Annotated in this window: 11 protein-coding genes and 1 pseudogene; 1 reads left to right on the top strand and 11 read right to left on the bottom strand. The window is 71.0% G+C overall.

The window, feature by feature from the left end; translation table 11 throughout:
- Positions 1 to 36: 36 nt before the first annotated feature.
- The 4 genes and pseudogenes from VMI11_15650 to lepA all read right to left on the bottom strand — a co-directional run bounded on the left by VMI11_15650 (position 37) and on the right by lepA (position 2392).
- Positions 37 to 162, bottom strand: coding sequence for a hypothetical protein (locus VMI11_15650; protein ID HTY73833.1), 126 nt, complete (start codon positions 160 to 162; stop codon positions 37 to 39).
- A 7-nt stretch (positions 163 to 169) separates the two neighbouring features.
- A pseudogene (locus VMI11_15645) lies at positions 170 to 274 on the bottom strand (VOC family protein).
- A 47-nt stretch (positions 275 to 321) separates the two neighbouring features.
- Positions 322 to 480: a VOC family protein gene (locus VMI11_15640; protein ID HTY73832.1), complete on the bottom strand. Its 159-nt coding sequence runs from the start codon at positions 478 to 480 to the stop codon at positions 322 to 324.
- A 55-nt stretch (positions 481 to 535) separates the two neighbouring features.
- Positions 536 to 2392 (bottom strand): translation elongation factor 4, encoded by a 1857-nt coding sequence (lepA, locus tag VMI11_15635; protein HTY73831.1) that lies wholly within the window; start codon positions 2390 to 2392, stop codon positions 536 to 538.
- 137 nt (positions 2393 to 2529) lie between these two features.
- Between lepA and rpsT the strand changes: the two genes are divergently transcribed.
- Complete coding sequence (gene rpsT, locus VMI11_15630) at positions 2530 to 2790, top strand: 30S ribosomal protein S20 (protein HTY73830.1); 261 nt, start codon at positions 2530 to 2532, stop codon at positions 2788 to 2790.
- A gap of 23 nt (positions 2791 to 2813) precedes the next feature.
- Here rpsT and holA read toward each other — a convergent pair whose 3' ends face one another.
- The 7 genes from holA to VMI11_15595 form a co-directional block, all read right to left on the bottom strand.
- Positions 2814 to 3782 (bottom strand): DNA polymerase III subunit delta, encoded by a 969-nt coding sequence (holA, locus tag VMI11_15625; GenBank protein ID HTY73829.1) that lies wholly within the window; start codon positions 3780 to 3782, stop codon positions 2814 to 2816.
- A 37-nt stretch (positions 3783 to 3819) separates the two neighbouring features.
- A complete protein-coding gene (locus VMI11_15620; protein HTY73828.1) occupies positions 3820 to 5274 on the bottom strand; it encodes a GH1 family beta-glucosidase in 1455 nt (484 codons plus the stop codon).
- Complete coding sequence (locus tag VMI11_15615) at positions 5271 to 6155, bottom strand: carbohydrate ABC transporter permease (GenBank protein ID HTY73827.1); 885 nt, start codon at positions 6153 to 6155, stop codon at positions 5271 to 5273. The genes VMI11_15620 and VMI11_15615 overlap by 4 nt, the downstream gene beginning before the upstream one ends.
- Positions 6152 to 7177: a sugar ABC transporter permease gene (locus tag VMI11_15610; protein HTY73826.1), complete on the bottom strand. Its 1026-nt coding sequence runs from the start codon at positions 7175 to 7177 to the stop codon at positions 6152 to 6154. Before VMI11_15610 ends, VMI11_15615 begins: the two co-directional genes overlap by 4 nt.
- A 70-nt stretch (positions 7178 to 7247) precedes the next feature.
- Positions 7248 to 8645 (bottom strand): extracellular solute-binding protein, encoded by a 1398-nt coding sequence (locus VMI11_15605; protein ID HTY73825.1) that lies wholly within the window; start codon positions 8643 to 8645, stop codon positions 7248 to 7250.
- Between the two features lie 145 nt (positions 8646 to 8790).
- Positions 8791 to 11115 carry a ComEC/Rec2 family competence protein gene (locus VMI11_15600; GenBank protein ID HTY73824.1) on the bottom strand — a complete coding sequence of 775 codons (2325 nt, stop codon included), beginning with the start codon at positions 11113 to 11115 and terminating at the stop codon, positions 8791 to 8793.
- On the bottom strand, positions 11112 to 11679 hold a 568-nt coding region (locus VMI11_15595), incomplete at its 5' end, for a ComEA family DNA-binding protein (GenBank protein HTY73823.1). The genes VMI11_15600 and VMI11_15595, both read right to left, overlap by 4 nt.

Genomic DNA, 11679 nt, shown 5'->3' with positions numbered 1-11679 from the left:
CCTCGTCGCGCCGGTCGCGCCGGTCATGGCTGGACGTCAGTTGATGTCGAACTCGTTGCCCTCCGGGTCCTTCATGCCCATCGCGAAGAGGGTCTGCCCGTCGTCGGACAGCGGGCCCGGTGATGCTGGCGCCCACGTCGGCCAGACGCGTTGCCTCGGCATCCACTCGCTGCTTGCGAAGCTCGTCCGGCGCCTGCCAGTCACCGCTGGCGTGAAGGTCCAGATGCAGCCGGTTCTTGACCACCTTGGGCTCGGCCACCCGGTGGAACCAGATGCTCGGCCCCTCACCGTGCGGGTCGCTGATGCGGTCGGCTCCGTCGATCAGGTCCTCGTCCGCAACGCCGAGCTCGCGGTAGTAGTCGTTCCACGTGGCGTAACCGGCCGGGCCGGTGCCAGCTCACAGCCCAGGGCAGCGGCCCAGAACCGGGCGAGCCGCTCCGGATCCGCGCAGTCGATGACGAGCTGGAAGCGAGCGCCCACCGTCGTCCTCTCCTCGCGCCTCGTCCTGCTGTCCTTGACCGGTCGAAGCTGACAGCTAGCGCTTGGCGACGTCCTCGGTGGTGGACAGTGCGGCGATGAAGGCCTCCTGCGGCACCTCCACGCGCCCGACCATCTTCATCCGCTTCTTGCCTTCCTTCTGCTTCTCCAGCAGCTTGCGCTTCCGGGTGATGTCGCCGCCGTAGCACTTGGCGAGGACGTCCTTGCGCATCGCCCGGATGTTCTCCCGCGCGATGACGCGGGCACCGATCGCGGCCTGGATCGGGACCTCGAACTGCTGGCGCGGGATGAGCTCCTTGAGCTTCGCGGTCATGAGAGTGCCGTATCCGTACGCCTTGTCGCGGTGCACGATCGCGCTGAACGCATCGACCGGCTCGCCCTGCAACAGGATGTCCACCTTCACCAGGTCGGAGGGCTGCTCGCCGGTCGGCTCGTAGTCGAGGGAGGCATAGCCGCGCGTGCGCGACTTCAGCGCGTCGAAGAAGTCGAACACGATCTCGGCGAGCGGGAGCGTGTAGCGCAGCTCGACCCGGTCCTCGGACAGGTAGTCCATGGCCAGCAGCTGGCCGCGCCGCGACTGGCAGAGGTCCATGATCGTGCCGACGTACTCGCTGGGCGCGATGACCGTGGCCCGCACCACCGGCTCCCAGATCGTCGCGATCTTGCCGGTGGGGAACTCGCTGGGGTTGGTGACGACGTGCTCCTTGCCGTCCTCCATGACCACGCGATAGACGACGTTGGGCGCGGTGGAGATCAGGTCGAGACCGGACTCGCGCTCCAATCGCTCGCGCACGATCTCGAGGTGCAACAGGCCGAGGAAGCCGCAACGGAACCCGAACCCGAGCGCGGCCGAGGTCTCCGGCTCGTAGACGAGCGCGGCGTCGTTGAGCTGCAGCTTCTCCAGGGCGTCGCGAAGGTCGGGGTAGTCGGAGCCGTCCATCGGATACAGGCCGGCGAAGACCATCGGCTTGGGGTTCTTGTAACCGGAGAGCGGCTCGCGGGCCCGCCGGGCCGCGCCGGTGACGGTGTCGCCGACGCGCGACTGGCGGACGTCCTTCACCCCGGTGATGAGGTAGCCGACCTCGCCCACGCCGAGCCCCCTGCTCGGGACCGGCTCGGGGCTGATCACGCCGATCTCCAACAGCTCGTGGGTGGCCCCGGTAGAGAGCATGAGGATTCGCTCGCGCGGGTCCAGGTGGCCGTCGACGACCCGGACGTAGGTGACCACGCCGCGGTAGGTGTCGTAGACCGAGTCGAAGATGAGCGCCCGCGCCGGCGCCGCCGCGTCCCCGGTGGGCGGCGGCAGGGTCGCGACGATCTCGTCGAGCAACGCCTCGACACCGGCGCCGGTCTTGCCGGACACGCGCAGGCATTCCTCGGGCGCGCAGCCGATCAGGCGGGCGAGCTCCGCGGCGTACTTGTCCGGCTGCGCGGCAGGCAGGTCGATCTTGTTGAGGACCGGGATGATGTGGAGGTCGTTCTCCAGGGCCAGGTAGAGGTTGGCCAGCGTCTGCGCCTCGATGCCCTGGGCGGCGTCCACGAGCAGGACGGCGCCCTCGCACGCCGCCAGCGACCGGCTCACCTCGTAGGTGAAGTCCACGTGGCCAGGCGTGTCGATCATGTTGAGCACGTACGTCCGCCCGTCCGGGCCCTCCCACGGCAGCCGTACCGCCTGGCTCTTGATGGTGATGCCGCGCTCGCGCTCGATGTCCATCCGGTCGAGGTACTGGTCACGCGCGTTGCGCGCCTCGACCACCCCGGTGATGCCGAGCATCCGGTCCGCCAGCGTCGACTTGCCGTGGTCGATATGGGCGATGATGCAGAAGTTGCGCAGCAGGTCGGGCGGGGTCGAGCCCGGGGCTGGGGCGTGGGTGGAGCGCGGCACGGGTGCCATGGTCCCATGCGCCGAAGCGGCGCCGGTTTGGGCGGCCCCGCGGCCCGCTGGTAGCCTCGGAGGCTGCGTCGGGAGCGCCGTACGGCGACGACGCGATCCCCGTACCACCTTCACGAACCCGCGAACGAGGCTGCTCAGTGGCGAACATCAAGTCCCAGATCAAGCGGATCCGGACCAACGAGGCGGCGCGCCTGCGCAACAAGAGCGTCCGGTCCTCGCTGAAGACGGCCATCCGCAGCTTCCGGGAGGCCGCTGCCGCCGGCGACGCCGCCAAGGCGCAGGAGCACTTCCGGTCCGCCTCACGCAAGCTCGACAAGGCCGTGAGCAAGGGCGTCATCCACAAGAACCAGGCCGCCAACAAGAAGTCGGCGATGGCCCGGACCGTCTCCTCGCTCTAGAGCTCGCTCGTCACGGCCCCACCTCAGCCAGCGCGCGCCTCGGTCACCGCCACCACCGCTCGCTCGAGAGCGTAGCCAGGGTCGCTCGCCGCGCCCTTGACGTCGGCGTCCGCCGTCGCCACGGCGCGGATGGCGTCCGAGAGCCCGTCCGGGGTCCAGCCGCGGAGCTGCCGCCGCACCACGTCGACCTTCCACGGCGGCAGCCCGGCCTGCCGGGCGAGGTCGGCCGCGGGCAGCCCGCGCGTGGCCGAGCCCACGAGCACCATCGAGCGCAGTGACGAGGCCAGCGCGCTGGTCACCAGCACGGGCGCGACGCCGGCACCGAGGGCGTAGCGCAGCATCTCCAGCGCCTCCGCGGCCCTGCCCTCGAGCGCACGGTCGGCCACCGCGAAGGACGTCACGTCGGCTCGGCCCTCGTAGTAGCGACGGACCTGCTCGACGTCGACGGATCCCGTGGTGTCCGAGATCAGCTGGCTGCACGCGGACGCCAGCTCACCCAGGTCCTCGCCGATGCTCTCGACGAGCGCGCGGGCGGCCGGCTCGGAGATCCGGCGCTTGGCGGCTCGGAACTCCCCCTGGACGAAGGCCAGCCGGTCGGCCAGCCGCTTCACCGGCTCGGCCGCGACCTGCTCCGCCCCGGCGCGACGGGCGGCCTCGAGAACGGCCTTGCCCCGGTTCGCTGCGCCCTCGTGGCAGACCACGACATGGATGTCCGGGGCGGAGTCGTCGCCCAGCACCTCGACCAGCTCCCGGCTGAGCTCCTCGGACAGCTCGTGCGCGCGGCGGACGACCAGCACGCTGCGCTCACCGAACAACGACGGGCTGGCCGCCTCACGCAGCACACCCGGCTCGAGGGAGCCCGGGTCCAGCCGCCGCACGTCGGTCTGCGGATCGACGGCGCGCGCCGCCTGGACCACCACCTCCACCGCCCGGTCGACGAGCACCTCTTCCGGGCCGACGACGAGGGTCACGCGGGGCGGCGGCTGGCTCATCGGGCCCAGCATGCCAGGCCGGTACGACGACTTCCGCTCAGGCGTCCGGCACGCTGTTGGCCGCGATGACCGCTGCGTAGAAGCGACCGGAGTCCTTGACCCGGCGCTGCTGGGTGTCGAAGTCCACGTGCACGATCCCGAAGCGCTGGGAGAGCCCCCAGGCCCACTCGAAGTTGTCGAGGAAGGACCAGAGGAAGTAACCGCGGACGTCGGCTCCCGCGGCGAGCCCGTCCTGGACGGCGGACAGGTGCGCGCGCAGGTAGTCGACCCGTCCCTCGTCGTGGACCGCGCCGTCCGGGCCGACGACGTCGTCGAAGGCCGCTCCGTTCTCGGTGACGACGAGGGGCACGCCCGGGTAGTCACGGCTGAGCCGCAGCAACAGCTCGGTGAAGCCCTCGGGCTCGATCCGCCACCGCATCGCCGTGTACGGGCCGTCCTGCGGGACGGCGACGGCGAGGTCGGTGCCCGGCCACTCGGCGGTCTCGGCGGCGGAGTGCGGGTCGTTCAGCCAGCGGGCCGCCCCCGTCGCAGCCCCAGGTGGGGCCGCCGCGACTCGGGCGGGCTGGTAGTAGTTGACCCCGACCGCGTCGATCGGCGCGGCGATGACGGCGAGGTCGCCGTCACGGACGAAGGAGAAGTCCGTGATGTGCCGCAGGTCCTCGACCACGTCCGCCGGGTAGCGCCCGCGGGCCAGCGGGTCGAGGAAGATGCGGTTCGAGATGCCGTCCACGTGGCGGGCGGCGTCGAGGTCGGCCGCGGAGTCCGACGCCGCACGTACGACCGAGGGGTTGAGCGTGATCGCGACCGGCCTCGTCTCGCCCAGCACCGACCTGATCGCCTGCACCCCGAGCCCGTGGGCGAGCAGCAGGTGGTGGACGGCGGCGTAGGCGTCCGCCCGGGATCGACGACCGGGAGCGTGCAGACCACTGGCGTAGCCGAGGAAGGCCGAGCACCAGGGCTCGTTCAACGTCGTGATCATCTCTGCGCGGTCCCCGAGCCGCTCCGTGACGGCCCGCGCATAGTCCGCGAAGTACGACGCGGTGTCGCGGTTGGGCCACCCGCCCGCATCCTCCAAAGCTTGGGGGAGGTCCCAGTGATAGAGCGTCGGGTACGGCCTGATGCCGTGCGCGACCAGCTCGTCGACCAGCCGCGAGTAGAAGTCCAGACCCGCGGGGTTGAGCCGGCCACGACCGGTCGGGAAGACGCGCGGCCAGGAGATCGAGAAGCGGTACGCCGCAACGCCGAGCTCCGCCATCAACGCGACGTCCTCGCGGAAGCGGTGGTAGTGGTCCGCGGCGACGTCACCCGTGGTCGCATCGGCGATCTTGCCCGGGATGTGACTGAAGGTGTCCCATATCGACCGACCGCGGCCATCGGCGTCCGGTGCACCCTCGATCTGGTAGGCCGAGGTGGCCACACCCCACACGAAGGACTCGGGGAAGTGCCGCGGCGCCTGCTCCGCGAGACCGGCGCGAACCTGAGGGGTGCTCATCCCTTGACCGCTCCTTGCATGATTCCGCCGACGATCTGCTTGCCCAGAAGTGCGAAGACGATGAGGACGGGGATGGTCCCGTAGAGGGTGCCGGCCATGATGATCGACTGCTCCGGCGCGTATCCCGTCGCAAGCCCCTGGAAGGCCACCTGGATGGTCGGGTTCTGCGTGCTGAGCACGATGATCGGCCAGAAGAAGTCGTTCCACGCGGTCAGGAACGTCAGCATCGCGAGCACCGCGAGCGCAGGTCGGACCGCTGGGACGACGACGGACCAGAACACGCGGAAGGTTCCCGCGCCGTCCATGACGGCAGCCTCGATGAGCTCGTCCGGCACCCCGGCGTGGATGTACTGACGCATGAGGAAGACGCCGAAGGCCGTCACGATGGTCGGCAGGATCACCGCCGAGAGGTGGTTCGCCAGACCGAGACGCGCCATCAACATGTACAGCGGGACGATCCCCATCTGGGTGGGGACCATCATCGTGCCCACGATGAAGGCGAGGAAGAAGGGCCGCCCGCGGAAGTCGAGCTTGGCGAACGCGAAGCCGCCGAGCGTGCAGAAGGCGACCGTGCCTAGGGTGATGCAGCCGGCGACGACGAGGGAGTTGATGAGCCCCTTGTTGAGCGGGGCGAGCTGCAGGGCCGCCTTGACGTTGCTGAAGAAGCTCGCGTTCGGCAGGAACGGCGGGACCGGCTTGGCCATCTCGGCGTTGGTGTGCGACGCCATGACCAGCGTGTAGTACAGCGGGAACACCGACAGGAACGACACGACGATGAGCACGGCGTAGGTCTGCCAGTGCGGGTCGTTGGGGTTGCGTCGCCGCCGCCTCGTCGTCGGCTCGGCCCTGGGCAGTGTCGTGTCGGCGGTCGCGGCGCTCATCGGTCACCACCGGCCATCTCCGCCGTGGCCAGCGTCTCGATGCGTGCGCTGGGTGCGACCGCGTGCTCTCGACGTCTGGCGAGCCACAGGTTGAACGACACAGCCAGCAAGATGATCACGAACATGGTCCATGCGGTGGCGGCCGCCAGCCCGAGCCGGTCGTTGGTCCAGCCCTGCTGGTACATGAGCAGTCCGAGGGTCTGGTACTGGCCGGAGGTCCCTCCCGTCGGCTGCCCGTTGGGCGAGTACAGCAGCGGCTCACCGAAGAGCTGGGTGGCCCCGATGGTCGACACGACGACGGTGAACAGGATGGTCGGGCGCAGGCCCGGGAGGGTCACGTTGCGGAACTGCTGCCAGCGGTTGGCGCCGTCGATGGCGGCAGCCTCGTACAGGGAGTTGTCGATCGACTGCATGCCAGCGAGGTAGATGAGCGCGTTGTAGCCGACCCAGCGCCAGGTGACGATGGTCGACACCGCGATCTGGCTCGGCCACTTGTCGTTCTGCCAGTCGATGAGCGGCAGGTGCAGGATGTCGTGGAGGAACCAGTTGATCAGCCCGTAGTCGGTGCCGAACAGCTCGGCGAAGATGACCGTCGCCGCGGCGAGGCTCGTGGCGAACGGCATCAGCATGGAGACGCGGAAGAACGTGCGCCCACGCAGCCGGTAGTTGAGCAGGTGCGCGAGTCCCAGCGCGATGCACAGCTGGGGAACGGTCGAGATGATCCCGATCGTGATGGTGTTCTTGAAGGCGTTCCAGAAGAACGGGTTGGTGAAGAGGTTCTCGTAGTTGGCCAGCCCGACCCAGGTCTGCTGGCTGTACGTCGACAGGCGGACGTCGTGCAGCGATACCCACGCCGTGTCGATCCACGGGTAGAGCGAGAAGACCGCGAAGACGACGAAGAACGGCGCGATGTACAGATAGGCGGCGCGTCCCCCGAAGCGCCGGCGACGGCGCTGGGCAGCGGAGGCCGGCTTCTCGCTGGGCGGCGCCGTCGCCTGGGCGGCAGCCTGGTTGATGGTCATGTCCCCACTCTCGTCCCCGTGCCTGGGCAGGCTTGCCCAGGCACGGGGGTCGGCGCGACTGCTGGCTGGGTCAGCCAGTCACCTGCTTGATGGCGGCCAGGGCGGCGGCGAACGCCTTGTCAGGGGACGTGCCCTTGGTCTCCACGTTGGTCAGCTGCGTGGTGAACGCATTCTGGATCTGCGTGTCGTACGGGCTGATCTGCGGCAGCTTCAGCTTGCTCGCGATGGCGCCGAAGATCGCACCCACCGGGGCGTTGCTGAAGTAGGCGCTCGTCGCGCTCTGCACCGACGGGTCTGCCGCGGCGAGCTGGTTCGACGGCCAGTGACCGCCCTGGTTCGGCGAGGTCCACATGGTCACCTGCTGGTCCTTGTTGGTCAGCCACTCGGCCAGAGCGAGGGCCGCGGCCTGGTTCTTGGCCTTGACCGGGACACCGAGCCACGAACCGCCCCAGTTGGCCGCGCCGCCGGGAAGGACCGGCGCGACGTCCCACTTGCCGCTGTAGGACGGTCCGGCCTGGCCCTGGATGTAGCCCATCATCCAGGTCGGGCAGGCGATGGTGGCGAAGGCACCGGAGGAGAACGCCTTGTTCCACGCCGGGGTGAACTGCTGCAGCTTCGCGGTGATGCCCGCCTGCGCTGCCTGCGTCGCGTACTTCCACGCGGTCTGCACACCATCGCTGTTGGCGACGTCAGGCTGGCCCGAAGAGTTGGCGTAGGCCTCCTCGCCCTGGTACACGGCCGTCGAGAAGATGCTCGCCGCACTGTCGACGAAGCTCGAGCCCGACGGCTTCGTCTTGGACGCCTCGTACTGCTTGCCGAGGTTGATGAAGTCGTCCCATGTCTGGATCTTCGCGGCGAACGCCTGCGGGTTGCTCGGCAGCCCCGCGGCCTTCAGCAGGTCGGAGCGGTAGCAGATGGCCATCGGCCCCGAGTCCGTGCCGAGACCGACGGTGTCACTGCCGTCAGAGTTCGAGGCCTGCTCCCACTTCCAGGGATAGAACGAGGCCTTCAGGTCCGCCGCGTTGGGCAGGCTGTTGAAGTTCACGAACTGGTTCGCGTGGTTCTTGACGACGTCGGAGACGAAGCCGACCTCGATGGCCTGGATGTCGTCGAGCCCGCTGCCCGCTGCGAGATGGGTCTTGAGCTTGGTCCAGTAGTCCGCCGACTGTTCGACGACGTCTTCCTTGATCGTGATGTTCGGGCAGATCTTCTTGTACGCGTCGTAGAGACCGTTCTCCTTGTAGCCGAAGGTGCCGAACAACCCGATGGTCACGGTTGTCGGCTTGTCGGTGCCGCAGACAGAGGCTGCGGTGTTCGCGCTCGCCGCGGACGAGGCACCGCCCCCGGTGCTCGCGCTGCCCGCGCCGGTTGCACTGTTGTTGCTGCTGCTCGACGAGCAGGCCGAGACGGCTGCAAGGGCTGCCACCAGGACGGCGGCGCCCGCAGTTCGTCGTACGGTGCGATCCATGTGTCCTCCTGCACGGGCGCCGCCAGGGCGCGTGAGACCGAGAAGTCTGGCTGAGGTGAGGTTCGAGCGTCTCCTTGTGAGAGCGCTCTCACAGGAGAGAACCGTGCGCCATCACGGGACCCGTGTCAAGAAGGTTGCCGAATCGTTACCGCCTCCGTGTCGCCAGCCGAAGCGACGTGAGCGGCCCCACGACGGCAACGTCGCCGTCGCGGTCGGTACGGGCCGTGGGCACTCCCCGTCGGCTCAGCATGGCCATCGTCTGTGGGCTCGGATGGCCGTAGGGGTTGTCCTTGCCGACGGACACGACGGCCAGCCGCGGCGCCACCGCGGCCAGCAGCTGCGGATCCTGGTTCGCCGATCCGTGGTGCGCCACCTTGAGCACGTCCGCTCGCAGGTCCACCCCGTCCGCTTGCGCTTCGTCCAGCAGGGCCGCTTGGGCGGGAGCCTCGACGTCACCGGTGAGGAGGATGCGTACGCCCGCCGTGGTCAGCAGGATCGCGATGCTGGCGTTGTTCGGGTCCGATCCCTCCCCCCGGATGATGCGTGCCGGCCACAGGACCTGCCAGGAGACCGGTCCGACCCGGTCGTGCTCGCCCATGGTCACGATCCGGACGGGGACCGCGGCGGCGGCCGCCCACCGGTGGACGCGTATGGCCTCGTCGGGCGGCTCGGCCAACGGCGAGACCACCACCACCCCGGCTCGGCGGCCGTCGAGCGCCCCAGGCAGGCCCTCGACATGGTCGGCGTGGAAGTGGGTGAGGATCACCACGTCGAGCGTGCGGACCCCGAGACGGCGCAGGCAGGCATCCACCGCGCGCGGGTCCGGTCCGGCGTCGACGAGCACCGCGTGGCGCGGCTGGGTCGCCACCACGAGAGCATCGCCCTGACCGACGTCGCACGCGACCATCAGCCAGCCGGGTGGGGGCCACGGCTGGCGCGGCCCGAACGGCGAGGCCAGGACGAGCAGGGTCGCGCAGCAGGCGGCGAGGAGCGGCGGGCGCCGTCGAACTCGCGGCGCGAGCACCAGCGCGGCGAGGGTCAGGAGAGCCAGCAGCACGGCACCCTGCCAGGAGCGCGACCAGGGCAGCGTGGCGTACGGCGCCCGCGCCCCGAGCCGCGCCACCAGGACGATCCACGCCACCGGGAGGGCGGCCAGGTGGGCCGCCACGGCCGCGAGCGGTGGGCAGGGCAGCGCCAGGAGAGCGGTGACCACCCCGAGGACGGTGGCGGGTGCGACCGCGGGCGCCGCCAGCAGGTTGGCCGGGACGGCGACCAGGCTCACGGTCCCCGAGAGCAGGACGAGAAGCGGCGCACACATGAGCTGGGCGGCGGCCGACACCGCCAGGGCGTCGGCGACCGGACCGGGCAGCCAGCCGGCGAGCGTGCGGCGCCACCCCGGCGCCAGCACGAGGAGGCCTCCGGTGGCGAGGACGGACAGCGCGAAGCCGTACGAGCGCCCGAGCGGGGGGTCGAGCAGCAGCAGCACGACCACCGCCGCGAGCAGCGATGCCACCCCGGTCCGCCGGCCGCCACGGACCATGGCGAGGACGCCCACGGTCCCGGTGACGGTCGCGCGCAGCACGCTGGGCTCGGGACGGGCGAGGACGACGAAGAAGACCATGCTCGCCAGCCCGGCGGCGGGGACGGCGCGGGCGCGCAGCCCCGCCCAGCGAGCCGCGAACAGCCCCGCGGCGGCGACGAACGCGACGTTGGTCCCGGACACGGCGACCAGGTGCGTCAGGCCCGTGGTGCGGCAGTCCGCGACCAGGCCAGGCGGAAGCCCGGAGGTGTCACCGTCCACGAGCCCGGGCAGCAGACCGCGCTCGTCCGGGGGCAGGCCCCGCGCGGCACGTCGCAGGCCGGCCCTCAGCTCTCCCGCGACCCGTTGGAGCAGCGAGGCTCGTCCGACCCGCCCAGGCGGGCCACGCGCGGTGACCACCGCGGTGATGTCGCGGTCGTCGCCGGGTGCCAGCCGAGCGGTCACACCGACGTGCTGGCTCGGCAGGAGCCTCGCCCAGCCGCGGGTGGGGGCGAGCACGACCACGGGGCTGTGGACCCGCCAGGAGCGCCCACGCGCGGACACTCGCAGCACCCGAGCGGGAATGACGACGCCGTCGGGCGCACGCGCCGAGCCGATGGTGCGGACAGAGCGCGCTCTCGGGTCGCCCGTGACCACCAGCTCGAGGTCCGCGACGGCCCGCTGAGCGGCGAGGCCGGGCAACGGACCGGCCCGCACCGTGAGCAGCCGGATGCCGACCACGGCCGCCATCGCGGACGCGCCGAGGGCGGCGACGCCCACCACCCGACGGGCCGCTCCCCCGCGGCGCAGCAGCAGGACGCCGGCCACCCCACCGGCCGCGCCGAGCACGAGGAGCGGCGCCGGCCGGTCGGTGAGCGTCGCCCCGAGGGCGGTCAGCCAGACGGCGACCGCGGCGGGCAGCAGCCTCAGGTCGGGACGGGGCTGGGTCACACGCTGACCCGGGGAGCCAGGACCGCGAAGCGGGCGTCCCCGATCCCGGACACCTCGCGCAGCTCCTGGACGCTGCTGAAGCGACCGTGGGCGCTTCGCCAGTCGAGGATGCGCTGGCCCAGCGCCGGCCCGATCCCGGGCAAGGTCTCGAGGTCGGCGAGGGTGGCGGCGTTGAGGTTCACCCGCGCCGGCGAGGCCGCGGCGGCCGCGCCCGGCGCGGGGGGCGCGGATGCAGTGCCCACCGTCGAGCCGACGACGACCTGCTCGCCGTCCTGCAGGGCGCGGGCCAGATTGAGGTCGGTCAGGTCGACACCGCGGAGGGCTCCCCCCGCCGCCCGCAGGGCATCGACGACACGGGAGCCGGCCGGCAGGCGCACCACACCGGGGCGCCGGACCTTCCCGGCCACGTCGACGACGACGACGGCCGGGCTGCTCGAGGCTCGGGGGGCGGCCGCGGGGGCCGAGGTCGCGCTCGGCGCGCTGCTGAGCGCCGTCAGCGGCGCCGGCGTCGCGTGGGAGCGCCACAGTGCGCCGAGGGCCAGCGCGACCGCCGCGGCGCACAGC

This window comes from Actinomycetes bacterium (genome assembly GCA_035506535.1).
Lineage (GTDB): Bacteria > Actinomycetota > Actinomycetes > DATJPE01 > DATJPE01 > DATJPE01.
Note: the sequence above shows the minus strand (reverse complement) of the source record. Positions and strands in the feature narration are given on the sequence as shown.

Bases quoted from the DNA above. Each gene is read 5' to 3' on its own strand.
- VMI11_15650 (HTY73833.1), bottom strand. From the start codon at position 162: ATGCCGAGGCAACGCGTCTGGCCGACGTGGGCGCCAGCATCACCGGGC.
- lepA (HTY73831.1), bottom strand. From the start codon at position 2,392: ATGGCACCCGTGCCGCGCTCCACCCACGCCCCAGCCCCGGGCTCGACC.
- VMI11_15620 (HTY73828.1), bottom strand. From the start codon at position 5,274: ATGAGCACCCCTCAGGTTCGCGCCGGTCTCGCGGAGCAGGCGCCGCGG.
- VMI11_15610 (HTY73826.1), bottom strand. From the start codon at position 7,177: ATGACCATCAACCAGGCTGCCGCCCAGGCGACGGCGCCGCCCAGCGAG.
- VMI11_15615 (HTY73827.1), bottom strand. From the start codon at position 6,155: ATGAGCGCCGCGACCGCCGACACGACACTGCCCAGGGCCGAGCCGACG.
- holA (HTY73829.1), bottom strand. From the start codon at position 3,782: ATGAGCCAGCCGCCGCCCCGCGTGACCCTCGTCGTCGGCCCGGAAGAG.
- VMI11_15605 (HTY73825.1), bottom strand. From the start codon at position 8,645: ATGGATCGCACCGTACGACGAACTGCGGGCGCCGCCGTCCTGGTGGCA.